The organism is Algoriphagus aquimarinus, assembly GCF_900112005.1.
GTDB classification, from domain to species: domain Bacteria; phylum Bacteroidota; class Bacteroidia; order Cytophagales; family Cyclobacteriaceae; genus Algoriphagus; species Algoriphagus aquimarinus.
Genome location: NZ_FOKK01000011.1, coordinates 139,915 through 166,636, shown reverse-complemented (window position 1 = coordinate 166,636; position 26,722 = coordinate 139,915). Strand labels below are relative to the sequence as shown.

The window sequence follows — 26,722 nt, the reverse complement described above, 5'->3', positions numbered from 1 at the left end:
CGTTCTTCCCAACTCAAAGAACCACCTGTTCTTATCTTCTTTTGCTGTCTTTTCATAGTTTACGTTTTGTGTAAACCTATTCTAGGACAAGTCAAACTCCATTCTCCCCTTTAGGGGTCGGGGGTCAATCTTCCAATCGAATACCAGCAACCGCCACGCCTATAAACCCCAAATTCATCCAGAAGTGCTCCGCCCAACCCAGACTCTCCAGTATCCCCGCACAATTGCACGGCACTCTAGGAAAAGCTCCCACCCAAATCAGTCCCACATAAGTAGTAAATACCGTCAGCAGCAAAATGCTTCCTAGGTATCCCCACCATCGAGTAACTGCAAAGAGCAGGAGCAGGGCAAGCAGCAACTCAGTTATCGGTATTGCATAGGCCAGCACCTCCGCCAACTCTCCCGGAAACGTCTGGTTATGAAATGCTTTTCTGCTTTCTGAAAATCGGATCAACTTATCCAGACCCGTATAGGTCCAGAGGAGTATTAGTATGGTACTTAAGATTCTGTTCATAATCATATCATCTTAGTTAGCACTGACAAGCTCCCTCTCCTTAAGGAGAGAGCCTGTCCCGTATAGCGAAGCGTATCGGGAGCTGGGGTGAGGTAGTATGGTACTTAAGATTCTGTTCATAATCGTAACGTTTTGTTTAGTACTGACTAACTCCCTCTCCTCTAGGAGAGGGTTGGGGTGAGGTAAGAGCCTGTCCCGATAAGCGAAGCGTATCGGGAGTTGGGGTGAGGTGTAGAGGTAGAATGCTTGGCACCTAGATTCAAGACTTAGGAGCTTATCAATTCCTGTATATAAAAAAACAAATAGTAAAGCTGATGTAGCAATGTTGTCTCTTCCCCTCATATCCTTCCCCTTTATTGACCCTTATACTTAGCTTACAATAAGCCGAAACATAAACATTCATATTCCTGCTTTATTCCTGCTCAAATTTCAATAACAATAGAGAAAACTTCCTAATTGATAGCGCAGACAACACTATTAATGACGTAAACACACTTATCCCCAGTGGTGGAACCAACAACTCCCGATAGCTATCGGGACAATCAACAACCAACAACTAATAACCAACAATCAACAACCAACAACCAACAACTAATAACCAACAACCAACAACCAACAACCAACAACCATCAACCCACAACACCTAATTCCCATCACTGGCTCCCCTTTAGGGGTCGGGGGTCGGGTAGGGGGTCACCAACCCCTGTTCTCCATGGCGGAATCAACCATAACCTACTAGTAACCAGATTGTAACAATTAATTATTGTATGAAAAAAAAGCAGCGTTTGTTTGGAATTTAATTATTTGAAACTATATTTATCTTATTACATGTAATTTTCCCGCTGCGAGTGTAACCGTTTGGCCTAAGCAACCATGGATGCTTTAGCCGTTTATTATGTTTTCCATAAATGCTGAACGATAGAATTATTATCTATGCTCAGGATATTATGAATTTTACAGGTCGAAGTAAGTCATATGCTTATAAAGTTTTAAAGCAAGTAAAGGAGGGAGTAGGGAAGGCAAAGCATAATCTGCTTACAATTCAGGAATTCGCCGATTTTCATCGTATCCCCGTCAAAGAGTTGACAGATATTTTATTTAAGAAACGCTAAAAAAAAAGGATCTGAATTTATACAGATCCTTACTTTGGAGCTTTTCTCCGCCGGATTGACGATCCGGTTAGTTGCTTTTGGTCAGCAGTATAGGGATACTTTTATTTGATCTTATAGCATCCTTTCAATTTCCAGATATCAGGGATGCTTTTAAAGATGTACTTATTTTAAAAACTTGTAATAGTAGTTGAACACTCACTCGTGAAGCTGGTGGTTTCTACTTTTCTCCCACTCTTTTGGGGATTATTTAGAAGCTTCACCTTGCTGTGTAAAAGTGCCTGTCCAAAAAGATTGCATTCAGTTATTTTTATCATGTTTATCGGGGTTTGTGAATATGAAAACTATCCTACGACAGTTTCTTAATCAAGAAACTATCACCAACAACAGCCGTTTTGATGTAGAAAGATTATTTAATAAGATAAATAGTCATCCTGTATCATTCATTTGGATACTGTGGACTGCCTATTTGGGACTTGATATACTGGTTAGATTCACATCTAATATGTCATTCACTTTCATAAAAATTATTGCGCTGAATTATTTCGCAGGTGGTGTGTTTAACCAATTTTGGTTTTTCGTTTTCCTGCCAAACTTAGTCTATTTGAAAAAATGGAGGCTCCAGGTAATTATCTTCCTTTTAGGCTTTCTTATCTTCCTTTTGATTAAATATTTTCTTCTAGGGCCAGAGGAATTTCAAAGCACCTCAATTTCCAGCTTCGTGATAATTGAATTGGTTAGAATTTTCAAGTTCCTACTATTTATTACGATAATTTGGGCCTTCTTTTTTATTATCAAACTGGAAACTGATAAGTATAAACTAGAATTAGAATTTGAAAAACTTCAAGTCGAACACAATTCCTTACAACTAAGCCCTCATTTTGTCCTCAATCTTGTAAGTGATTTTGCAGCTTCAATTCTTCACTTGTCAAAATCACTATTTGATGATCTTACGCATTTTACTGCAGTCCTTTCTTACAGCTATAAAAAGCCCAAGGAATCAAACTTTCTCTCTGAAGAAATTCTGGCTATTGAAAGCTATATCCTCTGCCAAAAACAACGATTTGACACCAAACTCAATTTCTTGGTTGTAAAGGACTTTAACCATGCTCAAGTCAGCAATCTCCCAATTCCAAAATGGACTTTGATGACGTTTCTTGAAAACGTCTTCAAACATGGTAATTGCTTTCATGCCGATTTTCCATGTATGCTTACCATGAAAATCAAACCTCTTCAAAATGGAATGATAGTATTTGCATTTTCCCTTATCAACTCCCCGGAATTATCAGTTAATAAAAGCTCAACTAAATTCGGGATACCTACGGTAGATAGAATTTTAAACTTTCATTTTAGGGATCATTATAAACTCTTTATATCAGAAAATACATCTGAATTCAACCTCTTTTTATACATTGAATATGAAGGAAATTTTACAAATTGGCATACTAGACGATGAATTGGGGCCAAGAGTAATCTTGGCTGAGCACATTTCTGGAATCCCCGGATTTGCAATCCAATTTTCAACAGATGACCCTTTCTGGGCATTAAGCGAAGCTTTGAATCAACGTATTGATATCCTCATTACAGACATAAAAATGCCAGGTTTATCTGGACTGGAATTAGCCAAAAAAATCTCCCATTTAAACATCCCTATAATCTTCTGCTCTGTCTATGATAAATATGGGGTAGATAGCTTTAAGGTTAATGCCGTCGATTACTTACTTAAACCACCAAAGTTTTTTGATGTATCCGAAGCACTCTACAAAGCAAAGATGTCCATTGATAAATCTTCAACTTCAAATGCTAATATCGATGAGGATATCATACTAATCAAACAACAGACTGATCTAAAGCATGTTATGCTTAGACCCCGCGAAATACAGTTCATGGAGCAACAGGACGTATTCACTTTAATTTTTCTGGATTCCGGAGACGAAATTAAAACTAGAAGTAAATTCTCTTCCTCTTTGGAAAAAGTGAATCGACCTTTTTTAGTCAGAGTCCACCGCTCATATGCTGTCAATTACTTGAAAATAAAAGCACTCGATCAAGCATACTGCTACATGGAGAAAGGTCATAAAATCCCTATTGGTAAGGAGTTTAGAAAGGAATTTACTACCTATCTCCACACTAAGACAGTTGTTTGATTCAATCCCATATCCAACAACTATTACCTAGTCTCCATCTTTTTCCCCACTATATATAGCCTTTCCCAACTTCTTGTATAACACATAATAAACTAGGTCTTCCATGGTTTTTCTTTCAGTTGGAAAAAATCGATTAATCTGCATGTGGATATGGTTTGAGATGAATGGAAAGACCTTACCATCAGTACTCATGTAGGAATGGGATGAGATTAATTCTGTATAGTTTTCCATCCAGTTTAAATAAGGTACTTCCAAGTCTTGTGGAGTAGGTACGCTTGCCCATACATTTCTGACGTTTTTTAACTCACTTACTGAACTGGATTTTATCTTTTTTTTCACATACTCAAAGAATGGCGAAACTAATTTCACCCGCGATATAACCGTCATCCATAGACAACTTATTAGCTCCAGCTTCTGGCCTCTGTCAAGAAAAAGTGCCTTTTCACTGTCCTTGCCATCTATATTCATTAAAAAAGAGGATTCCAGATTAAAAATTCTCTCAGATTTGACAAAATCCTTTAACCCATACTTTTTGATTTCTGGGTAATAATCGCGGAATTCATACTGGAAAATAGATTCATCTGATTTTTTGGCTACAAGTGTCATTAGTACATTTTTTTGGCTTTGATTTAGGTTTAAAAAGCGCACCCTAACTTGCATGTCATTCAGGCTAGGATAAACTAAATAGTACCATACAATTGCTTGCTTATTCAATACATACATTACCTCCTGACAGAATAGGTAATTCAGAAATTCAAGACATTCGTCTTCTGGAATTCGAAATAGCAGGTATAAGCAATCAGATGCTCTACGTCCTATCGAATTCACAAACTGAAAAATATCCTGCTCCTTCTTTGGCTTTGAATGATGGTATACAAACTGAGGATAGATAGGTTTATTTTTACCCGACCTATACCCTGTACTTCTGATCCAAATCGGATCGCTCAAAGTAACTTTCTTCCATTTACCTAGCTCAGCCCACAGGATCTCTATATCTACATCATTATTCCAATTTAAAAGCAACTCCCTATCCATATAGCCCACTAGGATCGGGTTGGGGATATTGTTCTTTTTAGCCCACAGGTTAAAATCATCTTTACTATTGAAACTTGAATAAATAACTGTCCATTTTCGTGGTTGTAATATTATCTCACCCCAATTTAACTGTGGGGTGAATTTATTTTCCTGGTATTTTGAATAGCTATAAGTAAATAATCTATATGGATTAGCATGGTCAAGTTCCCACAACAGTCGCATCAAAGGATGACTGATTTCTTTACCATTTAGGGGGTGGGTTACTACGGGAATTATTCTTTTTCCACTCTCTTTGAGAACCAGAATAAATCTATCCTCCCTTAGTCCTATTTCAATGTCTTCTAATTGAATTGCATATGGACTGAAGTCTTTAATAGGAGTGATATAGTATTCAAAGAGCTGTTCAGTATGACAAATTGATCCTATAGATTCGGTTTCAAATAGCCTCAGCTCTGCATACACTACACTATTCCCTTGGTATATAGCCTCTTTGATTTTTTTCTCCTCATCAAAAAAACGCTTTTCCCTATTAAACCTACCGAAATAGACAAAAGGACGATTACAAACCGTATTCTCGACTAGAATGGTGTTTTGTTCATCTAACTTGAAAACTAATTGTAAGTCAAAAATACTTCCTTCAAGGCTTTTGGGAGGAATGATAGCCTTTAAATCTACATTTTCTGTAGAGGCCAAATTGAGATGAAAATCAAAATAGCTTTCACTTTCATTTCTGATTTTTGAATGTCCTAGAAATGCACTGTTGATAAATTCAAATTCCTTTAAAAGTAACGTTAGAGCTGGGAAACGATCATCGTACTTGTCAATAAACCAAACCTTTAAGGAATCTAAGTAAGGACTGTCTGATGGAATAAATAAATGCCCAGCATTTTGCACAAAATCCTCGATTGTTATTAATACACTGTTTGGTATGCTGATGCTCTCGTTGAAAACTAGATCAATACTTGGTGTCCAATTTTCCTTACTAGAATTTACCCTAGCTTCAGAATTTAGAATCCCGAGATCTAATAATTTCCCCCATACCTCTTTTGCAAATTCTTTTTCAGGTTTTTCAAACCATCCATTGAATTCTTTGAAAGTGATGGCTTTGTGCTTTTTGAGTTTCTCTTTAACCAGTTCTAATAATTTGGTATGAGGTAAACTGACAAGTCCCCAGTGTTGCTGCTCTTGGAGGTAGGAGAGGAAATGCATTCTTCCCCATTTTTCATAACACTCCTCAGCCAGATAAAAATACTCAATACTTGTAGTAGCAGAACTGGTCTCCTTTTTTGTATTGCTTGAAGAGGGTAGTGCCGAAGTTTCTCGTAAATCTAAATTGTAATTAGGGTAATCACTGAACTCACCTATACCTACTGCTGCAAAATTACCGAAAGGGGTAGCTCTGAATCTTCCCCTTAAAATATACTTGTATACCTTCTTTTTTAACTGGGGACTGAGATTTCTATACGCCGTCCTGACAATTTCCTGGTATAAACTTGTGGAGGAAATAGAGATTGCTTCTAAGACTTGTTCCCAATTTTCTTCAATATCTTTTTCATCATTGGGATCAATGTCAAATAATGGGGAGCGGAATAGAAAATTCATAGATTTTTGATTCTATTTTATTCGCTTTTATCATCCTTTTCAAGAAAATCACATAGACGCCTCTCCTTATGTTACAGACACTTTAAAAAGTAACATAGCCTAATTTTTAACCACTCTAAAAACCAAACTGAAACAATATTGTCCGTTCTCCCCTCCTTCAAAGCTATCGGGAAGAGGTGGGGATGCCAACACAGACCATTTTTCCATATGGATTCGTTTCCATTCCTCGCCTGTGCACCGTAGCGGAGCTACAAACGAAGCCTATCCAGAAAGAATCGGGACTGGCTCTACGGCAGGCTTCTTAATTCCAACTTGCTTCATTTTAAATTCTCTACATCCAAATCCTGGCGTGGCTGAACCAACCAACAACCCACAACCAACAACCCACAACTAACACCCAACAACCAACAACCAATAACTAACACCCAACAACCCACAACTAACACCCAACAACTCCCGATAGCTATCGGGACAACCACAACCAACACCCAACTGTCTCCCCTCCGCGATAGCTATCGGGAAGCGCTCGCGGGTCACTCCCCGCATGATATCCCATTGATACCCGCATGATAAAGGCATGATACCCCCATGATACCCGCATGATACTTGGGGTTTTGTCCGTATTTTCCTGCTATTCTCTATTTTCCACATTGTTCATACATTCCATAGAGTATACAGAATCCATAGAATCCGAGGATTCCACTTTCGTTTTGATTTTCAGATAGATACCTCCAGATTTCGTCCATGTTTCACAATTAAATCAAAGAACACATGGCAAAACAAGCTGGATATATTAAGCTGGAAGGCACCATAGGTGACCTTTCATTCTACAAAAACCGCGATGGTAATTTTATTGCCAGGCGCAAAGGAGGAGTAAGTAAAGAGCGCCTTCTCAATGATCCCAAGTTTCAACGTACTCGGGAAAATATGCAAGAATTCTCAGTAGCGGCTACTGCAGCCAAATTCCTTAAGAATGCTTTCCGGGAAATAGAATTAAAGTCCAATGGAGGCAAGCTGCACAACAGATTGTATTCCATCGCAATGAAAGTAGTCAAGTCAGACCCTCTTTCCGACAGAGGCGAGCGAAGATTCGAATTGGGTGATATGAGCCTACTAAAGGGATTTGAGTTTTCTGAAAAGTCTGTATTTGGAAACGTCATGAAAAAGCAGCTACAGGTTTCGGAGGACGCAACATCGGTTTTCGCAACCATTCCCGAACTAGTGCCTACCAAATACCTGCTGTATTCAAAGGGGTCTACGCACTACAGGCTATCTCTGATAAGAGCTGCGGTAAATTTTACCGCCAATACCTTCTATACGGATATTGCAACGATAGTGCCTAGACTGATCAATAATCAGACTGCCCCTGAAGTCACGTTGACTCTTCCCAAACCTGATGTCGAAGGAGAAAACTACTTCTATGCATTGACATTGGAGTTTTTGGTCCAAGTCAACGGCAACCAGTATGACCTCAATGATGTATCGCAAAATCCTGCTTACATCCTTTCTGTAATCTAGTCATGGACTTGGTTTTGGAACGGGAATGCTGGCCTGGAGGTACCAATGGTACTCTGCTGCATGATGGACAGATCCTCAGTCGCACTATTGAGAAGCCTTCTGCCCATTTTAAACCTGCAGTTGCCTGTTGCCCAGAAGCTGTCTACCAAGTGGAGCGCCTCTACATCAATAGAAAAGCTGGGCTCTACTTGTTTCGAACTCCAAATGGAATCAAACAGGCAATTTCGCCTCAGGTAGAAATCGGAGTCTTGCCACTGCACCGAAACATCGTCCTCGTGTCAGAAATTACAGGAGAAGGTAGGGGAGTCCCAAGCCAAAAAGCCTTGGATGAACTTCTTCATCTGGTAGATCAGGCACTTAAGAGAGGGGAAAAGGCTACACTGGAGATAAGGAGCTATCCAGAACATGCCCTAAACCTCACTTGCCATCAAATAGAATGGATGGATTGATGTTTCAGTCAGTTACGGGAGGAGTAATTGCGCTCCTCCTTACTGTCATCGCCTATTTTCTGAAACTCCTGATTCAGGACTCCAGGCAGATGAATACCGAGCTGTCCCGAATGAAAGAATCGTTTATCCGATTGGAAGCAGAACAAATACTGATGAAGGCTATCCTTCAAAGGAATACCAAGTCCACTTCCCGCAACCGACCTCTCAAATGGGATTAAAATCAGTTTGTTGAATCCGACACCGCACACCAGACACCGGACACACTTCCGTCTTCTGTCTCCCGTCTTCGGTCTCTTTTCAAAAAACAACTGGCAACCAAAAACTAAAAATGAACATACTAACTGAAATAAAAGACCGGGCATTAGCCCCTACACCGCCGTTTTTCCAGAAAGTGAAAAAGGCCGGATTGATCATCGCAGCTATTGGCACCGCAGTGCTGACAGCACCAGGATTGGTGCCTGCTGTATTGCTCGCCTACGCTGGATATGCCGTGACAGCCGGAACTGTCTTGGTCACCATCTCTCAATTAACCGTCGATGACGGAGCATTTGAGAAGCTGTTGATGAATTAATTAGAATCTATTGATAATATTAAACCGGAGGGGATTTCTCTCCGGTTTTTTTGTGTTTCTAACCCATTCTGACCTCTCAGGCCAATGTGAACACCTATCCATGTAGGGGCGAATCATCATTCGCCCTTTTGACATTTTGGGTGCTACCCTGAGAATTTGGAGGTTCTCGAAATCCAAGGATCATCGAAGGTTTTTAATTTATAAATTCCTTGCCACCGTTTGTGCCAATGGTCACGGTTCAAATTGATTTTGTATTGCGCCCTTTCAGGGCTTGGAATTCCATTTCTACATTCAGCGATGGGCTGCACCCATCGCTAGGTTATTCTGACCTTTCAGGCCAGTAGGGGCGAATCATCATTCGCCCTTACCATAGCAAGTTCCTGATCTAGCGCAAGTCTTCCGACCTGCCTGCCTCCTTTAGGCTTGTGCATTTGATATTGCAGTCAACTGACTGCCTCCAACTTCATCATTCAACATTCATCATTCAACATTCAACATTCATCATTCAACATTCGAACTTAGCGACATCCGAAATTCGACATCCCGCAAGGTTACTTTTCCGTCTTTTGCCTGTCTGTTGTTCTGCTTCTCCAGAAGCTGGACGGATCCGACATCTCGTTTCCATCCCTCGGAACTAACATTCTTTTCCAAAAGAAGGCTCAGGTCCGAGGGCAATGGCCTAAATGTCTTTTTAAACCCAGGGTTAAAACCCTGGGCTACAAACGATGCCTACCTACGGCAGGCTTCCTACCATTCTGACCTTTTAGATCAATGTGAAAACCGTACCCATGTAGGGGCGAATCATCATTCGCCCTTACCATAGCAAGTTCCTGATTAATTGTTTTCTATTTATTCGAAAAAATGCAAGTTTTTTTCAAAGAAGTTTCCTTTAAATTCATATTATCATTTCATTACAGATTGAATATGAGCTTTGAAGAGGGACTTCAAATAATTTACTTTGACTCGCTTTAATTCATTTACTACTTTGAAAAACATTGACCCCCTTTTTTTACAACAGCTAGTTAGAAGAGTTTCTCAAGGGGATGAATCTTCCTTTGAGGGATTATTCAGGATATTTTCTCAAAAGATTTATAATATCTCCAAGAAAATGAGGCTGACCCATGAGGAGGCTGAGGAAATTGTTCAGGAAGTATTTTTAAATATTTGGAAAAACAGAGTAAAACTTGACCCCGCACTTTCTGTCAATGCCTACATGATTGCCATTGTCAGGTCCCTGGTTATCAAGAAAAACAGAAAAGAGGCCAGATTTTTTGCCTTTCAGCAATACCAAATCCCATTGATCGAACTAGTGTCTGATCATATTCCTGATGATGAGCTGATATATTCTGAATTCCACAGTCTTTCTATGGAGATCATCGAAAAATTACCTCCAGTTCAAAAGCAGGTTTTTAAAATGAGACATATGGAAAATAAATCTTTTGAAGAGATAGCAGGGAAATTAAATGTCTCCCAACGAACCGTAGAAAATCAATCTTTCCGTGCTACTAAATGGGTTAAAAAAAAGCTGGCATTACTGGAAATCATTTCTGTAAGTATTTGGCTTTTTCCTGTTGTGACACTTTTTGATTCTATTGTTAAGTGATTGTTAAGAATTATCAAGATGCTTAACAATTAATTTCCAAATTTTTTCGCAGTTCAAGTGAGTAGTTTCTGCATCCTGAGGCTATATAACTTTGAAACTAGCATAGAATGGATTTTAAAAATAGGCGCAAGGAGTTTTATGAAGGAAAACTCACCCAATCAGAGGCAAAAGAATTTTTGGAATTTCTTGATGGAAAAGAGGCTGAAGAGATTCTGTCCACAGAAATAATACTGCATTGGTCTGAGATAATCAAAGAGGGGGAAATGTCCTTGGATAATAATGAACTCTGGAAAAAAATCAACCAAAAGATGGAGGGCAGCGCTGCACCTTTCTTGCAAAAGGAACCTAAAGTCAGAAAAATTTCCAGACTTACCTGGCTCAGGGCTGCAGTGGTGTTTTTTGTCCTTGGGCTTACTTCTATCTTCTTCATCCTTAGCCGTCAAGAAAATGATCAAAGCTATACGCTAGAGTTAGATGATATTTTTATAACCAATTCCAATCAGAAAGGTGAAAAAACGAAAGTAATGCTTGAAGATGGGTCAGTAGTATATCTCAATTCTCAAAGTACTATTACCTATCCTAAAAATTTTAAATCTAACCGATCTATTCAACTCGAAGGAGAAGCATTCTTTGAAGTAGTAAAGGATCCAGATCATCCATTTGAAGTGGAAGCCAACGGAATCATTACTACCGCATTAGGGACCTCATTTAATATCTCCACTTTTAATAAAAACCAAATGGTAGCTGTAACCTTACTCACTGGTAAAGTGAAACTTAACCAATATGGAAATAAGGAATTTATAGAGCTTAATCCAGGTGAAGAATCTATGCTCTCGGTTGAGTTTCTGGAGTTGGAAAAATATAAAGTATTGTCAGAGGACAGAGTGCTCTGGACTCAGGGAATACTGAAGTTTGATGAAGCCTCCTTGGATGAAATGGTAGAGATACTGGAGCGATGGTATGGGGTGACAATTAGAGTAAATGGACAGCCAAAAGCTTTAAAATCATCTGGTGTTTTTGATAATCAAGAGTCTCTGCGAAACGTGTTGAACGTTATGAGCAAAACTCTGGAATTTGAATTTGTAATAAATGATCAGTTAATAACTCTAAATTTTAACTAGTGCCTATGACATAGATAAAAACAAAAAACAGGAACGTACTACGAATACGCTCCTGCGAAATCAAAACAAGTTATGCTCACCTGAATCTACCAGTATTGCACTCTGAATTCGGGTAGAGCCATGTTTCAATCTTTCAATTCAAAATTATGCAAAAAATATTACCGTTTATAGCAATGTCTATCAAACTATTGGCCAGGGGTATTGCAATGTTATGCCTCACTGTAAGTCCTCTCTTCGCAAACTCTTCTAAAGCCCAGGTAAAAGGTATAGATGAGGTGTCAGTAGTGTTGGAAACGCAGCCAAAATCTTTGCTTCAGTTTTTTAAAGCAATTGAGAAAAATTCGGAGTTCAAATTTTTCTATACAGAAGATGCCTTAAAAAACGCTGGAGATATTGAATACCTCCAGTCTATAAGCACTGTAGAGCAACATCTTTACTATGTTGCTAAGCAAACCAACTTACGGTTTAAGCAGGTGAATAACACAATCAGTGTTATTATACAAAAAGAGACACAGGATGAATTAATAGCTAAGAATCTGGTAATTGAAAAAATTTCCGGTGTAGTGAGGGATCAATTCGGCGAACCTATGCCAGGAGTCTCCATTTTAGTAAAAGGTACTACTACAGGTACGGTCACAGATGTAGATGGAGCCTATACCTTGGATGTCGCTCCGGGGCAAATATTATTGTTTTCCTTTATTGGATATGAAAAATATGAACTAACGGTAGGTACGGCCACAGTGGTTAATGTAGTTCTGACCCAGTCCGAAAATAGCCTTGATGAAGTAGTTGTAGTAGGTTATGGGCAGCAACGTAAGGCCAATCTGACCGGCGCTGTAGATCAGGTAGATTCTGAAGTCTTCGAAAACAGACCTATTTCTAATATCGCCCAGGGTTTAGTTGGGGCTATACCTAACCTAAACATCAAAATGTTGGATGGTAAGCCTACCCAATCTCCCTCCTTTAATGTGCGAGGAACTACTTCCATCGGTCAACAGGGGAGTGCCTTGGTGCTGATAGATGGAGTAGAAGGTGATCCCAAAATGCTTAATCCTAATGATATAGCTAGTGTTACTGTCCTTAAAGATGCCGCTTCTGCTTCCATTTACGGCGCAAGAGCAGCATTTGGGGTAGTCTTGATTACCACCAAATCGGCCACTTCAGGTAAGGTTTCCGTTACCTATTCTTCTAATTTTTCTTCTAAATCTCCGACCTCCATCCCTGACAATATTACCGAATCTTACCCCTGGGCGAAGGGATTCAGCGATGCCTGGTCAAATTGGAATGACAACGGAAATACACCTACAGCGATCAATAAAACCTTGCCATTCTCTCCTGCCTATCTGGAGGAAATAAAAAAGAGATGGGAAGATCCATCCTTACCAAGGGTGGAGGTCAACCCTTCTACCGGACAATACGAATATTATTACAGTACTGACTGGTATAAAGAATTGTATAAAGACAGCTTTATAGCCCAAGACCATAACTTGGCCTTGACTGGTGGCGATGAAAAAACTTCCTATTATGTAAGTGGTAGATACAATGGACAAGACGGACTATTCCGATACAACACAGATAAGTATGCCATGTATAACCTCCGTGCTAAAGGGACTATTCAAGTCACCCCTTGGTTACAGGTGGAAAACAACACAGATTACTCCCGAATGTCTTATCATCAGCCTTTGAACGTGGGTGAAGGCAGTGGTATATGGCGGAATATTGCGGATGAAGGCCACCCGCTTGCTCCTTTGTTGAACCCAGACGGTTCCTTGTCATTTCCAGCAGCCTATACAGTAGGGGACTCTTACATAGGAAGAAATGCTGTGGACCAGGTACAGCGCTTCCTGAAAAATCGGTTTGCCGCAAAGGCAGAGTTATTTGATAAGAAGCTCACCCTCAACGGAAACTTTACCTTTCAGTCCAATGATAACAGCTACTTTCAGAAACGGGTGCAGGTGCCATACAGCAGATATGAAGGAGTGACAGGATACACCGGTACCAATACAAACGATCTCCAGGATCGAAGAAATACTACTAACTATTATGCCACAAATCTTTATGCCAACTACCTGAATACATTTAAAGATGCCCACAATTTGGGCCTTTTGGTGGGATTCAATTATGAGACATCGGTGTATGACAACCTGACCACCAGACGAAACGGCATCGTATTCCCAGATGCTGAGGATCTCAACCTTGCATTGGGACAAAGTATCGTGACCAACGGAGGTTACCAGAAGTGGGCAATTGCAGGTTCTTTTTTCCGTGTGAATTATGACTACATGGGCCGCTACCTCGTGGAAATTAACGGACGCTATGATGGCTCTTCCAAATTCCCAACTGACCAGCAGTGGGCATACTTTCCTTCTGCTTCTGTAGGTTGGGCTGTGTCTGAAGAAAAGTTTTGGGAAGTGAAACCTAGTCTTTTGACTAGTCTGAAAATCCGCGCTTCCTATGGCTCTTTGGGCAATGGTAATATCAACCCTTATTCCTTTACCGAGAATTTCTCAATTTCTCAAATGGGTAGAATTATCGACGGCCAACGCCCACAAGCTACCAGTATGCCTGGTGTGGTTCCTCAGGGCCTTACATGGGAAACTTCTACCACTGGAGACATCGGACTGGATTTTGCCAGCATAAACAATAAGCTTCAATTTACAGCTGACTGGTATCGTCGCTGGACAACTGATATGTTTACAGTAGGTCCAACTTTGCCTGGAATCTATGGTACCACCGTACCTAAAGGTAACTATGCAGACCTCGAGACCACAGGTTGGGAAGCAACTGTTACCTGGAATGATAATTTTACAGTGGCTGAGAAACCTTTCAATTATAATGTCAGACTGACCATGTCTGATTATAAGGCATATATCACCAAATACAACAATCCAGACAAGAATCTTACAGATTATTATGAAGGCCAAAGAATCGGTGAAATCTGGGGTTATCAGGTGGAGGGATTGTTTCGCTCAGAAGAGGAAATCCTGAACTCCCCATCGCAGGCAAATATCCCTAACACCAATACCCGAAAAAATTATGTGGGTGACTTGAAATTTAGAAACTTAGATGGTGATGATGAAATCTATCATGGATCTAATCGGGTGGGGGATTCCGGTGACAAATCAATCATCGGTAACTCAGAACCAAGATATACTTATGGTATTAACTTGAACGCAGATTGGAACGGATTCTTTATAGGAGCTTTCTTCCAAGGTGTATTGAAGCAGGACTGGTATCCTTCTGGTGAATCCCGATTCTGGGGACAATACAACCGTCCTTACAATCAATATCCCAGCTGGCATGAAGACAATATGTTCAGAGAGGAACTGGGGAATTTTGATGCATACCTTCCGAGGTTAGTAGGATACATCGCACAAGGAACAGGAAGAGCACTCAATATGCCTAATGACCGATACATGCAGAATGTTGCTTATATCCGTCTGCGAAACATTCAGGTTGGCTATACCTTGCCGCAGCATTTGACCTCAAAAATCAAAGCAAATGATGTGAAGATTTACCTTTCTGCTGAAAATCTCTGGACTTGGTCTTCTTTATATAAACGAACAAAAGACACGGACGTGACAAGTATCTATGGGTCTGACCGTGATCTGAGCGGAGGAGGTAGCGGAGATGGGTACAATTATCCTATGCTAAAGGCTATTTCAGCAGGACTTACAGTTAACTTCTAATTCGAACAGTCATGAAGAATATTCAATATATAGTATCAATCATTTTATTTGCTGCAGTCACTTCCTGCAATCTGGATGAATTTCCAGTGGATACTGCTAGCAACCAAGCAATATTTGGTTCTGCCAATGGGTTAGAACTTTACAGCAATTCCTTTTATAATATTTTACCCGGTACTGATGTAGGGGTTTTTCAAGGAGATGATGTTTCAGATCTTGTAGCCAGAAATGGGGTAGATAATTACCTTGCTGTAAACGCACTGAGTCCAATTACTAGTTCGGGTTGGTCCTGGTCAGATCTGCGAAATATCAACTATTTTATCGAAAATGCTGAAAAAAGCTCCGTAATAGAAAAGAACCATTATATAGGAATGGCCCGATTCTTTAGAGCCTTGTTTTATTTCGATAAAGTAAAACGTTTTGGAGATGTTCCATGGATTGACCAAACCATTGAGATTACAGATAGTGTGACCCTCTATGGATCAAGAGATGATAGATTTATGGTTATGGATAAAGTATTGGAGGATCTAGACTTTGCTATCGAAAATATAACCTTGACCTCTGATGCCTCATCCACTAGGATCACCAAACATGTAGCGAGAGCTTATAAAACTAGAATTGCGTTATTTGAAGCATCCTATAGAAAATACCATGCTGAGTATGGTATGCAGGGTACTGCTGATGCATGGTACCAAGAAGTGGTAAACACAGCCAACGAAATCACTGGTTTTACTCTACATCAAGGAGCTTTGGGCGATCGCTCTTACAGGGAGATTTTCATTACTAAAACGCCATTTGCAGATGAGACCATTTTGGCCGTGGCTTTGGATGCCAGTCTTCAGGTGTTCAGCTCAGCCAATCGCCGTTTTATTAGTCCGACTTTTGGCAACAGACCTAGTCTGACCCGTAATTTTGTCAACACTTACTTGAAGTTAGACGGAACCCCGTTTACCAACAACCCTGAATACAAGACTACACCATTTGTAGAGGAAGTGAAGAACAGGGATCTACGTTTGAAGCAAACGGTTCGTCTGGGAGATTATCATCGTACGGAGAATGGTGTCCCAGTAGTAGCTCCGCCAAACTTCAACCAGACATTTACAGGATATCAGCCAATCAAATGGTCCTATGATGAGCGTTTTCCATATGATGACGAAAGTAGAAATGATAACGCGCATATTATCATGAGGTATGCTGAAGTTTTATTAAATAAGGCAGAAGCATTGGCTGAGTTGGGTACTATGACTCCAGGCCAATGGACTGAGACTATCGGAGCACTTCGTGCCCGGGCCGGAATCACAGGATCCACCTTGACTACACTTCCCTCTGTAGCAGATCCTTATATGGCTAATTACTACAAGGGTAAGTTTACAGATCCTGTTCTACTGGAAGTATTTAGAGAAAGAGCGGTTGAATTGGTATTTGAAGGACTTCGTCCAGATGATTTGAGAAGGTGGCATATCGGTGAGCTATTTGAAGATTCCCCTATGAATGGGATGTATGTCCCTGGATTGGGAGAATATGATCTCAATAGTGATGGAAAAATGGATGTATTGTTCTACCAAGGAACTAAACCAGTGTCCACCAATCCTGCAATCGCTTTTGTAGATGTAAGCCCTTCTTCGGCTGCCGGTAGGCTTCAGCTTTCTAATGGCACTTCCGGTGAAGTAATCTTTAATCCAGGAGTTAGACAGTGGATGGAAAAAAAATACCTGTATCCTATTCCTGAATCTGACCTAATCCGAAACCCTGCACTAGGACAAAATCCTGGTTGGGAATAACTTATAGTGTTCAATTCAAATGACCTCCGCAAGTCTTACTAACAAAGACTTGCGGAGTGTACTAAACTCATATCTCATGAAAATTTATATAGCAACTATTTTTGCTTTGCTAATATCCATATCTGGTTTTAGCCAAGAAAATTCTGATATAAAGATTGCTAGCTACAATCTCAGAATGGATACTCCTAAGGACAGTCTGAACGCTTGGCCACTTAGGAAAGAAAACGTAAAGGCTTTAATTCAGTACCATAATTTTGATATTATAGGTACTCAAGAAGGATTTATTCACCAACTAAATGGTCTACTCGAAATGCCGGGTTTTGCTTTTGTAGGAGCGGGACGAGATGATGGCAAAACAGCCGGTGAGCACTCGGCGATATTTTATAAAACTGATAGGTTTACCGTAATTGATTCAGGTGATTTCTGGTTGAGTGAGACCCCAGACAAACCAGGATTGGGTTGGGATGCCACCTGCTGCAATAGAATTGCCTCTTGGGTCTTGTTTAAAGATAAAAAATCCATGAAGGAATTCTATGTTTTCAATGCACATTTTGACCATCAAGGTGTAGTAGCAAGGAAAGAGTCCGGGAAGCTTATGGTGCAAAAAATCAAAGAAATTGCCAAAAACAAGCCGGTAATATGCACCGGTGATTTCAATTCCACTCCAGATACCGAACAAATAATAGCATTATCCGCGCTGCTCAATGATTCCTACTCCGCTACCAAAATGCCTCCATATGGACCAGTAGGAACGACTAATTCCTTTCAATTTACTGCTCCGATGAAAAATCGGATCGACTATGTGTATGTAAGTAAGGACTTTGAGGTGTCTAAATATGCGGTGTTAACGGATGCAAAAAACCAACGCTATCCCTCAGATCATCTACCTGTCGTGGCCACTGTACATTTCGTAAAGTAGTATTCCTTATTAGGGGATTTGAAAGCCATTGAGGAATTCCTTAATGGCTTTTTTTGTTGCGGACCTGTCGTCGTGGCCATTATCTTATTGACCAAATTGAGTTTCACTTGGATCGAGACTTTACTCATTTTAAATTCTCAACAACCAATAACCAACAACCAACAACCAACAACCAACCAACAACCAACAACCAACCAACAACCAACCAACAACCAACCAACAACCAACAACCAACAACCAATAACCAACAACCAACCAATAACCAATAACCAACAACCAACAACCAATAACCAACAACCAACCAATAACCAATAACCAACAACCAACAACCAACCAATAACCAATAACTAACATCCAACAACCCCTTTCCTTTCTACTACTTTTTTAAGTTGGAAATAATCATTACTTTGATACATAGAAACTTAGGTGTATATATTTTTTTAGCCTCTCTGAAGTTCAATTAATAAACAAGACCCTAAGTAGTTGACAAAAACAGAATCGGAAAACATTAAATTATGCTTACTCACGCAGACAATAAGCAAAAAAATAGAAGTCAAGCAGTGGCAAATCCTGCTTCCCAAAAACAAAGCAGTAGCGAGTCTGCTTTTCAATTTATAGACAACCGACCAGAAGCAATTGCTCAAAGGAAAATGCAGGAGATGGCTGATAATAATCAGCAGCCCATGCAAAATGTTCAATTTAAGACTATCGCAGATAACTATACCGCTGAACTACAGCCGCCCATCCAAAAAAAAGAAAACCATACGGGTTTACCTGATAAGCTAAAAACTGGAATGGAAAATCTATCTGGGATATCTTTAGACGATGTAAAAGTGCATCGTAATTCTGACAAACCTGCTCAATTGCAAGCACATGCTTATGCCCAAGGGAAAGAAATTCATCTAGGACCCGGGCAAGAAAAACACCTCCCTCACGAAGCATGGCATGTGATTCAGCAGAAACAAGGTAGAGTAAGACCTACTATGCAGTTGAAAGGGGAGCTGAATGTGAATGATGATAAAGGTCTGGAGAAAGAAGCGGATGTGATGGGTGCTAAAGCACCTCAGGTTCAACAAGCAGCTCAATTTACTAGAGTTGTGAATAGCTCCTCTGCCAATTCTATACAGCAGAAGTCTGAAGGAATCATTCAAAGAGTACTCGTAGATGGACTTGGGATTGCCCTTTCGCAGCCAGAGATACTAAGGTTCATGCAAAATTACCCTATACAGGCTAATGAACTGCAACAATGTAGAGATAGTATTAATTCTTTTATAGTCAACGAGTTTGCTCGAGGAGGTTATATCACTATCGTTCCATATGCCCCTCCAAGTAATAGAGGCTTTCATTATTCCTTACCGCAGGGATTCTCAACCTCATCTACTATATCAGATAGGACAAATCGGGAAGCGGCCAAATCTGTAGGCATGGGATTGAACCTGAGCCGCACTGAATTTCGCTCTAAGTTCACCGATGAGATGTTGCAGTCAGGGCAAAGTTCACAGTATCAAGGACACGACAAGATGTCCTCTGGGATGAGCCTTTCAGGGGCAGGATTAGATCGTACTCACCATTTATCTGATAGTTCTATTCGTATCATTGTGCAATGGCTGCACGAGAACCGAGAGCAATGGCAATTCTTCGGATCCAATTGGGTGAGAACTTGGGCACAAGCCCTCACAGGAGGTCAAGGGATTAATGAGATTCTTGAAATACTTTCTGGGCAAAATGGAAATCCCACAGCCCTACAGCTAAATGAGGTGGTGAATCAATTGTCCAACAATCCAAGAAATGTAGGCTTCGGAGATTCCCATACCAACCAAAGGGTAGTAGGTCCATTCTTTGACTCCGCTAAAACCCCATCAGGGTTTGATTCTCCTGTTGCAGTGGCGATCTCTATGGCTACAGAAGGATTGAGGAATATTGGTTTACCGAACGAAATCCTTGAGGCAGCCCTGGCTGAAGTGAAAGATGAGTCTGGTAAAAAAGTGTCCTCTATGGTTTACTTCATGCCTCCGGCGAACGAACATCCATTTTCTAAAGGACCTTTTGGCGGCGGAGGTAATGGCTTCGGCGGCGGAGGTGGCTTTGGTGGAGGTGGAGGTAGTTTTATGCAAGGCTTAGTAAAGTAATCACAGATAAAATTCTCCACCGTAGTCTCTGTCTCAAATACCATTTGCCCATAAGGTTCTTTTCCCCCTTGCATGTCCGCCGTGGCGGAACCAACAACCAACAACCAACAACCAACAACCAACAACCAACCAATAACCAACAACCAACCAATAACCAACAACCCTCTAGCGCAAGTCTCCACTTTCCGATATGGATTCCTTTCCATCCTCGGTACAAACATCCCTATCCCATTATGACCTAGGACCGAGGGAAATGGCCAATTATCTTTATTACCCAGGGTTAAAACCCTGGGCTACAAACGATGCCTACCTACGGCAGGCTTCCTACCATTCTGACCTTTTAGATCAATGTGAACACCGTATCCATGTAGGGGCGAATCATCATTCGCCCTTACCATAGCAAGTTCCTGATTGAGCGCAAGTCTTCAAACCTGCCTGCCTCCACCTTCATCATTCATCATTCATCATTCGATATTCAACATTCGAAATTACCGACATCCGAAATTCGACATCCCGCAAGGTTACGTTTCCGTCTTTTGCCTGTCTGTTGTCCTGCTTCTCCAGAAGCTGGACGTGTTGGATATTTCCTTTCCATTCCTCGGTACAAACATCCCTATCCCATTATGACCTAGGACCGAGGGCAATGGTCTTTAATCTTTCTTTACCATGGGTTTCACCCATGGCTATTAATGGTTTCACCCCTTCAGGGTGATACTCACACTTCTCCACTTTTATATATTTTAAATTCTTCGCTCCAGCACCCAACTCCATTCTCCCCTTTAGGGGTCGGGGGTCACCACCAGCTTTCCGACTTCCTCTCATTTTTAATTTTTAATTCCCTCCGTTGTCCTGCTTCTCCAGAAGCTGGATGGATCCGACATCTCGTTTCCATTCCTCGGTACAAACATTCTTTTCCAAAAGAAGGCTCAGGTCCGAGGGCAATGGCCTAAATGTCTTTTTAAACCCAGGGTTAAAACCCTGGGCTACAAACGATGCCTATCTACGGCAGGCTTCCTACCATTCTGACCTTTTAGATCAATGTGAAAACCGAATCTATGTAGGGGCGAATCATCATTCGCCCTTACCTGATTAAGCGCAAGTCTCCACTTTTCCATATGGATTCCTTTCCATCCTCGGTACAAACATCCCTATCCCATTATGACCTAGGACCGAGGGAAATGGTCTTTAATCTTTCTTTACCATGGGTTTCACCCATGGCTATTAATGGTTTCACCCCTTCAGGGTGATACTCACACTTCTCTACTTTTATATATTTTAAATTTCTAATTCCTTCTTTTTAAATTCTTCGCTCCAGCACCCAACTCCATTCTCCCCTCCGCGATAACTATCGGGAAGGGGTCGGGGGTCACTGCTAAGCCCAAGTCCAGCAAATTAATTTTAAATTTTAAATTCCTCCCATTTTAAATTCACCAACCAACAACCAACAACCAACAACTAATAACTAATAACCACCAACCACCAACCACCAACCACCAACAACCAACACCCAACCAACACCCAACACCCAACAAATCAATAAACCTTCTTTTCCTCCAGGCTATCGAATAAAATATCTGCAAATTTCTCCCCGCCTTCTTTATCTAAATGATCCATATCTCTAAACATATAGTCCTGCTCCATATACAAACTGTCAAAATCTATAATGTGTAAATTGTTGATCGTCAATATGCTATCAGCGTTATAGCTTTCGTTGTCCAAAATGTCTAAATATGTCTTGGTCAAGGGAAATCTCAAACCTATTAACTCTATGTCATTTGCCTTACATATAGCTATAATCCTCTCCAAGGAACCGGACATTATCACTGAAGGGAAAGTAGATTCAAAGTAATTATTGATTCTATCTGTACTGATCTCCTCTTGCTGCAAAGCAGACATATCCTCCCAGGAACTCTTAGATCTACTGCCGCCCCACTTAGAAAAATCAAATAATTCATTCTGTAGGAAATTCTTGATCACCAAACTGTACCTATCATTCAAAAACACACAGTAATACCTAAGGTACTTTTCATAGATGAATTCCTTATAACTTGAATAATCCTCCTTATCAGTATAATAGGCAGATCTGTCCAGGTTATTTTGATTCTCTCGTGTTGGTGAAAGGGTATGGTCATCCACACTGAGGTAGATTTTTTTCACTGTGGTATGACGTATCAGATACCTCAACTTACGCTCCATGTCTAGGTAGGAATCACTCTGTCCCGAAAAATTATGAACTTCATGGATTTCTGTGAAATCACCGAGAGGAGTGCCATGCGAATCCGCAAGTAGGTACTCTGAATACCCTAAATCCACTTCATCGTAATCTTTAATATAAAATCCACGGATTAAAAAGAACAACAAGAAATTGAGCACCACTAATAACAAGAGAAAAATAGAAACTTGTTTGAGGAACAGTTTTATCATCATATCAAAAGTGGAAGTAAATAAATTCTATCTCTTCTGAAGTATTCCCGAATATATCGATGATCAGGATAATCAGAAAATAAATGGACCACCGGCGTGCTTTACTTGGGATTGCCTGCATCCTGCAAATAGCATATTGACCAAATCTGCCCTTCCATTCCACCAATAGAAATCCCGCTATCAAGAGCAATAGGGTAAGGGCTCCAGGGAAGACAGAGAAATCAGGAACTTGAAATAGCTGAGTGGTAAAGATTCCGGAAATGTAGCTCAAGGCATGACTCATATCCTCAGCCCTAAAGAATATCCATGCAAATACCGTCAAAGAAAATGTGCCTAAAATAGAAGAGAATTCCCGCAAACTCGGACGTTTCTTGTCCATTGCTACAGTCTCTAGATTCTTTCTGTTGGTGCCAAATAAGAGCAATGGGATGAAATAAATAGCGTTCAGCGCTCCCCAAACTATAAAAGTCCAATTTGCACCATGCCAGAAACCGCTGACAAGGAAGATGATAAAGATATTTCTAATCTGCTGACCCTTACTTCCCTTGCTGCCTCCCAAAGGGATATACAGATAATCTCTAAACCAGGTGGAAAGTGAAATATGCCAGCGACGCCAAAATTCGGCTATATCCCTGGAGAAATATGGGAAAGCAAAATTCTGCATCAAATTGAATCCAAATAACCTGGAGGTTCCTATGGCAATGTCAGAATATCCTGAAAAATCCCCATAAATCTGGAAAGTGAAAAACACAGCTCCCAGCACTAAGGTGCTGCCCCCATAATCGGAGGAGTTGTTGAAAATAGTATTGGCAAACTCTGCACAATTATCAGCTATAACAATCTTCTTGAATAAGCCCCATAAGACCTGCCGCAAACCATCCTTCGCTTGTAAATAATCAAATTTTCTCCTTTCAAAAAACTGAGGGAGTAGATTGGATGCCCGCTCTATAGGCCCAGCCACTAGCTGAGGGAAGAAACTTACGAAAGCTGAAAACGCTACCAGATCCTTCGTGGCTACTAATTTTCTTCTATAGACATCTATAGAATAGCTCATCGTTTGAAAAGTATAGAAACTGATGCCTACAGGCAAAATAATATTAAGGGTATTGGCCTTGATAGGCATACCCATAAAGGTGAAGGCAGTGATAAAATTGTCTAGAAAGAAATTGTAGTACTTGAAAAAGCCTAGGAAGCCAATATTGATTAAAATACTAAAAACCAAAAGACATTTTCGTATATGACGATCTTCAACTTTGTCCAGCTGTTTTCCTACTATAAAATCGACTAAAGTGCTGAAAACTATCAGCGCCAAGAACCTCCAATCCCACCAACCATAGAAAAAATAGCTCGCTATGACAATCAGAAAATTCTGTGATCTCAGGCTATTTTTGAACACAAACCAATAGAGTACAAAGACTATTGGGAGGAAGACAGCAAAGTCAAGTGAATTGAAAAGCATAGATGATAGGTTATTCCTGAATTAAAAAATTATTGACTCCTGGTGCTAATCTATAAACATATAAATAAGTCACTTCTTTAAAATATATAACCAAAACAATAGCTTTTCATAGTATTAATTTTTCGAGATAAATAACCTTCAGAAAGATGAATTCCTTCCGAAATAGCTGCACTCAAGTCCTCCTTAATTCCTCTCATTCCTACTTCTCAGATATGCTTTCCCAATAAAGGGATTTTTTCAGAGTTACCACCTGCCTTCTTAATCCAGTTGGGATTCCTCTCTGCAATTTGATGGGAAAAGATCAGTCTTGGGCTTTATGCATGAATCCGAAAAGTAGCAAGATAAAAACTAAAAGTTGTCATTCCTTAGACTTAAAAAATGTTACTTCACCTACCTCATGTCCGTTCACGCCAGGCTTCCTAATTTCCTACTCCTCATTTTATTCCTATAGCTGTCGGATCCTTCATTTTAAATTCCCCCTAACAACCACCAACAACCAACAACCAACCACCAACAACCAATAACCAACAACCAACAACCAATAACCAACAACCAACATCTGACACCAGTCAACGGATATCAATCTCTCTGTTGTCCTGCTTCTCCAGAAGCTGGACGTGTTGGATATTTCCTTTCCATCCTCGGTACAAACATCCCTATCCCATTATGACCTAGGACCGAGGGAAATGGCCAATTATCTTTATTACCCAGGGTTAAAACCCTGGGCTACAAACGATGCCTACCTACGGCAGGCTTCCTACCATTCTGACCTTTTGGATCAATGTGAAAACCGTATCCATGTAGGGGCGAATCATCATTCGCCCTTACCATAGCAAGTTCCTGATTAAGCCTGATCTAGCGCTCCATTTTCCCATATGGATTCCTTTCCATCCTCGGTACAAACATCCCTATCCCAATATGACCTAGGACCGAGGGAAATGGCCTATTTCTACATTTACTACGGGTTAAAACCCGTAGCTATAAATCTGTCATGCCTACGGCATTGCTACCTAATCTCCTCTAGCGCAAATCTTCCGGCCTGCCTCCACCTTCATCATTCATCATTCATCATTCGATATTCAACATTCAAACTCCTACTCCAAGGGAGAGTCAGCTCCGTTTCCAACTTCCCGACTCAATTCCTACCATTTTAAATTTTCAATTCCTTTCATTTTAAATTCACCAACCAACAACCAACAACCAACAACTAATAACTAATAACCACCAACCACCAACCACCAACCACCAACAACCAACAACCAACCACCAACAACCAATAACCAACAACCAACAACCAATAACCAACAACCAACATCTGACACCAGTCAACGGATATCAATCTCTCTGTTGTCCTGCTTCTCCAGAAGCTGGATGGATCCGACATCTCGTTTCCATTCCTCGGTACAAACATTCTTTTCCAAAAGAAGGCTCAGGTCCGAGGGCAATGGCCTAAATGTCTTTTTAAACCCAGGGTTAAAACCCTGGGCTACAAACGATGCCTATCTACGGCAGGCTTCCTACCATTCTGACCTTTTAGATCAATGTGAAAACCGAATCTATGTAGGGGCGAATCATCATTCGCCCTTACCTGATTAAGCGCAAGTCTCCACTTTTCCATATGGATTCCTTTCCATCCTCGGTACAAACATCCCTATCCCATTATGACCTAGGACCGAGGGAAATGGTCTTTAATCTTTCTTTACCATGGGTTTCACCCATGGCTATTAATGGTTTCACCCCTTCAGGGTGATACTCACACTTCGCTACTTTTATGAATTTTTAATTTCTAATTCCCTCATTTTAAATTTTAAATTCCTCCCATTTTAAATTCACCAACCCCTGTGGCGGAAACAACCACCAACCACCAACCAATAACCAACAACCACCAACCAACACCTGACACCGGTCACCGGTCATCAATCTTCATCCATTCAAACTCCTACTCCAAGGGGGAGTCAGCTCCGTTTCCAACTTCCCGACTCAATTCCTCCCATTTTATATTCACCAACCCCTGTCCGCCGTGCCTGTGCGCCAAGGCGTAGCGGAAACAACCAACAACCAACAACCAACAACCACCAACCAACAACCACCAACCAACAACCGCCAACCCCCGCCAGCTTTGCGGAACTATCCCAAACAGACCTGTCAACACAGGCATAATTTTCTGTATATTTGCAAGCAATTTGCTACTACCGATCAAATTTTCACCTTCCCATGAACGAGAAACTTACAATATTTTATGCTGATGATGATTTGGATGATTTGGAGTTTTTTAAACTAATTATCAAACAAATCGGCGGTAATTATGAAGTGGTCACTCATGCGGATGGGCTTGAACTATTGGAAGCTATCAATAATCCTCCTCCAACTCCCTATTTGGTGTTTTTGGATATTAATATGCCTAAAATGAATGGTTTGGAGGTATTGAAGAAATTAAGGGAGTCTGATAAGTTTAAGAATTTACCAGTCATCATGCTGTCAACCACCAAAGACGGACCCTTTGTTAAGCAATCCTTGGCTCTTGGCGCGAATTATTACGTTCCTAAATCCTCGCGGTTTGATGAGCTGAAACAATCCATACAACACTCCCTACAGATGAATTGGGAAACTTTCATTCCCGACCATTCTAATTTTACCTACTCAAGCAATTAACCC

The 26,722-nt window shown here is 40.6% G+C and carries 19 protein-coding genes; 14 read left to right on the top strand and 5 right to left on the bottom strand.

Annotated elements, in window-relative coordinates; translation table 11 throughout:
- Positions 1-124: 124 nt before the first annotated feature.
- On the bottom strand, positions 125-514 hold the full coding sequence (locus BM291_RS14985; protein ID WP_175499719.1) for a MauE/DoxX family redox-associated membrane protein: 390 nt from the start codon (positions 512-514) through the stop codon (positions 125-127).
- A gap of 908 nt (positions 515-1,422) precedes the next feature.
- Between BM291_RS14985 and BM291_RS14975 the strand changes: the two genes are divergently transcribed.
- From BM291_RS14975 to BM291_RS14965, 3 genes are all read left to right on the top strand, one after another.
- Positions 1,423-1,626 (top strand): hypothetical protein, encoded by a 204-nt coding sequence (locus tag BM291_RS14975; RefSeq protein ID WP_092898843.1) that lies wholly within the window; start codon positions 1,423-1,425, stop codon positions 1,624-1,626.
- Between the two features lie 334 nt (positions 1,627-1,960).
- Positions 1,961-3,079, top strand: coding sequence for a histidine kinase (locus BM291_RS22530; RefSeq protein WP_092898841.1), 1,119 nt, complete (start codon positions 1,961-1,963; stop codon positions 3,077-3,079).
- Positions 3,042-3,770: a LytR/AlgR family response regulator transcription factor gene (locus tag BM291_RS14965; RefSeq protein WP_092898839.1), complete on the top strand. Its 729-nt coding sequence runs from the start codon at positions 3,042-3,044 to the stop codon at positions 3,768-3,770. Before BM291_RS22530 ends, BM291_RS14965 begins: the two co-directional genes overlap by 38 nt.
- A 27-nt stretch (positions 3,771-3,797) precedes the next feature.
- On the opposite strand, the gene BM291_RS14960 is transcribed toward BM291_RS14965, so the two are convergent.
- Complete coding sequence (locus BM291_RS14960) at positions 3,798-6,407, bottom strand: lantibiotic dehydratase (protein ID WP_092898837.1); 2,610 nt, start codon at positions 6,405-6,407, stop codon at positions 3,798-3,800.
- Positions 6,408-7,178: 771 nt separating this feature from the next.
- Here BM291_RS14960 and BM291_RS14955 point away from each other — a divergent pair.
- From BM291_RS14955 to BM291_RS14915, 9 genes are all read left to right on the top strand, one after another.
- The gene (locus BM291_RS14955) at positions 7,179-7,925 is read left to right on the top strand and encodes a hypothetical protein (RefSeq protein ID WP_092898835.1); all 747 of its coding nucleotides are present in this window, start codon (positions 7,179-7,181) and stop codon (positions 7,923-7,925) included.
- Positions 7,926-7,927: 2 nt separating this feature from the next.
- Positions 7,928-8,374 carry a DUF5675 family protein gene (locus BM291_RS14950; protein WP_092898833.1) on the top strand — a complete coding sequence of 149 codons (447 nt, stop codon included), beginning with the start codon at positions 7,928-7,930 and terminating at the stop codon, positions 8,372-8,374.
- Entirely contained in the window at positions 8,374-8,592 is a 219-nt protein-coding gene (locus BM291_RS14945; protein ID WP_175499718.1) for a hypothetical protein, read from the top strand. The genes BM291_RS14950 and BM291_RS14945 overlap by 1 nt, the downstream gene beginning before the upstream one ends.
- A gap of 110 nt (positions 8,593-8,702) precedes the next feature.
- Positions 8,703-8,945 (top strand): hypothetical protein, encoded by a 243-nt coding sequence (locus BM291_RS14940; RefSeq protein WP_092897962.1) that lies wholly within the window; start codon positions 8,703-8,705, stop codon positions 8,943-8,945.
- A 958-nt stretch (positions 8,946-9,903) separates the two neighbouring features.
- The gene (locus tag BM291_RS14935; protein ID WP_092898829.1) at positions 9,904-10,548 is read left to right on the top strand and encodes an RNA polymerase sigma factor; all 645 of its coding nucleotides are present in this window, start codon (positions 9,904-9,906) and stop codon (positions 10,546-10,548) included.
- A gap of 107 nt (positions 10,549-10,655) precedes the next feature.
- Entirely contained in the window at positions 10,656-11,669 is a 1,014-nt protein-coding gene (locus BM291_RS14930) for a FecR family protein (protein WP_092898827.1), read from the top strand.
- 146 nt (positions 11,670-11,815) lie between these two features.
- Positions 11,816-15,358: a SusC/RagA family TonB-linked outer membrane protein gene (locus BM291_RS14925; protein WP_245786890.1), complete on the top strand. Its 3,543-nt coding sequence runs from the start codon at positions 11,816-11,818 to the stop codon at positions 15,356-15,358.
- An 11-nt stretch (positions 15,359-15,369) separates the two neighbouring features.
- Complete coding sequence (locus tag BM291_RS14920; protein WP_092898825.1) at positions 15,370-17,136, top strand: RagB/SusD family nutrient uptake outer membrane protein; 1,767 nt, start codon at positions 15,370-15,372, stop codon at positions 17,134-17,136.
- Positions 17,137-17,212: 76 nt separating this feature from the next.
- On the top strand, positions 17,213-18,055 hold the full coding sequence (locus BM291_RS14915) for an endonuclease/exonuclease/phosphatase family protein (protein ID WP_092898823.1): 843 nt from the start codon (positions 17,213-17,215) through the stop codon (positions 18,053-18,055).
- 129 nt (positions 18,056-18,184) lie between these two features.
- Here BM291_RS14915 and BM291_RS22065 read toward each other — a convergent pair whose 3' ends face one another.
- Positions 18,185-18,409, bottom strand: a complete 225-nt coding sequence (locus BM291_RS22065) for a hypothetical protein (protein ID WP_175499716.1) — start codon at positions 18,407-18,409, stop codon at positions 18,185-18,187.
- 161 nt (positions 18,410-18,570) lie between these two features.
- On the opposite strand from BM291_RS22065, the gene BM291_RS22160 reads away from it, so the two are divergent.
- Positions 18,571-20,184, top strand: a complete 1,614-nt coding sequence (locus tag BM291_RS22160; protein WP_217647325.1) for an eCIS core domain-containing protein — start codon at positions 18,571-18,573, stop codon at positions 20,182-20,184.
- A 1,533-nt stretch (positions 20,185-21,717) separates the two neighbouring features.
- Here BM291_RS22160 and BM291_RS14890 read toward each other — a convergent pair.
- Both BM291_RS14890 and BM291_RS14885 read right to left on the bottom strand, forming a co-directional pair.
- Positions 21,718-22,611, bottom strand: coding sequence for a hypothetical protein (locus tag BM291_RS14890; RefSeq protein ID WP_245786889.1), 894 nt, complete (start codon positions 22,609-22,611; stop codon positions 21,718-21,720).
- A gap of 1 nt (position 22,612) precedes the next feature.
- The gene (locus tag BM291_RS14885) at positions 22,613-24,067 is read right to left on the bottom strand and encodes an MBOAT family O-acyltransferase (RefSeq protein WP_092898815.1); all 1,455 of its coding nucleotides are present in this window, start codon (positions 24,065-24,067) and stop codon (positions 22,613-22,615) included.
- 2,214 nt (positions 24,068-26,281) lie between these two features.
- Here BM291_RS14885 and BM291_RS14880 point away from each other — a divergent pair.
- On the top strand, positions 26,282-26,719 hold the full coding sequence (locus BM291_RS14880) for a response regulator (protein ID WP_092898813.1): 438 nt from the start codon (positions 26,282-26,284) through the stop codon (positions 26,717-26,719).
- The last annotated feature ends 3 nt before the right edge of the window (positions 26,720-26,722 follow it).

Bases quoted from the DNA above. Each gene is read 5' to 3' on its own strand.
- BM291_RS14985 (WP_175499719.1), bottom strand. From the start codon at position 514: ATGAACAGAATCTTAAGTACCATACTAATACTCCTCTGGACCTATACG.
- BM291_RS14975 (WP_092898843.1), top strand. From the start codon at position 1,423: ATGCTGAACGATAGAATTATTATCTATGCTCAGGATATTATGAATTTT.
- BM291_RS22530 (WP_092898841.1), top strand. From the start codon at position 1,961: ATGAAAACTATCCTACGACAGTTTCTTAATCAAGAAACTATCACCAAC.
- BM291_RS14965 (WP_092898839.1), top strand. From the start codon at position 3,042: ATGAAGGAAATTTTACAAATTGGCATACTAGACGATGAATTGGGGCCA.
- BM291_RS14960 (WP_092898837.1), bottom strand. From the start codon at position 6,407: ATGAATTTTCTATTCCGCTCCCCATTATTTGACATTGATCCCAATGAT.
- BM291_RS14955 (WP_092898835.1), top strand. From the start codon at position 7,179: ATGGCAAAACAAGCTGGATATATTAAGCTGGAAGGCACCATAGGTGAC.
- BM291_RS14950 (WP_092898833.1), top strand. From the start codon at position 7,928: ATGGACTTGGTTTTGGAACGGGAATGCTGGCCTGGAGGTACCAATGGT.
- BM291_RS14945 (WP_175499718.1), top strand. From the start codon at position 8,374: ATGTTTCAGTCAGTTACGGGAGGAGTAATTGCGCTCCTCCTTACTGTC.
- BM291_RS14940 (WP_092897962.1), top strand. From the start codon at position 8,703: ATGAACATACTAACTGAAATAAAAGACCGGGCATTAGCCCCTACACCG.
- BM291_RS14930 (WP_092898827.1), top strand. From the start codon at position 10,656: ATGGATTTTAAAAATAGGCGCAAGGAGTTTTATGAAGGAAAACTCACC.
- BM291_RS14925 (WP_245786890.1), top strand. From the start codon at position 11,816: ATGCAAAAAATATTACCGTTTATAGCAATGTCTATCAAACTATTGGCC.
- BM291_RS14920 (WP_092898825.1), top strand. From the start codon at position 15,370: ATGAAGAATATTCAATATATAGTATCAATCATTTTATTTGCTGCAGTC.
- BM291_RS14915 (WP_092898823.1), top strand. From the start codon at position 17,213: ATGAAAATTTATATAGCAACTATTTTTGCTTTGCTAATATCCATATCT.
- BM291_RS22065 (WP_175499716.1), bottom strand. From the start codon at position 18,409: ATGTTAGTTATTGGTTATTGGTTGGTTGTTGGTTGTTGGTTATTGGTT.
- BM291_RS22160 (WP_217647325.1), top strand. From the start codon at position 18,571: ATGCTTACTCACGCAGACAATAAGCAAAAAAATAGAAGTCAAGCAGTG.
- BM291_RS14890 (WP_245786889.1), bottom strand. From the start codon at position 22,611: ATGATGATAAAACTGTTCCTCAAACAAGTTTCTATTTTTCTCTTGTTA.
- BM291_RS14885 (WP_092898815.1), bottom strand. From the start codon at position 24,067: ATGCTTTTCAATTCACTTGACTTTGCTGTCTTCCTCCCAATAGTCTTT.
- BM291_RS14880 (WP_092898813.1), top strand. From the start codon at position 26,282: ATGAACGAGAAACTTACAATATTTTATGCTGATGATGATTTGGATGAT.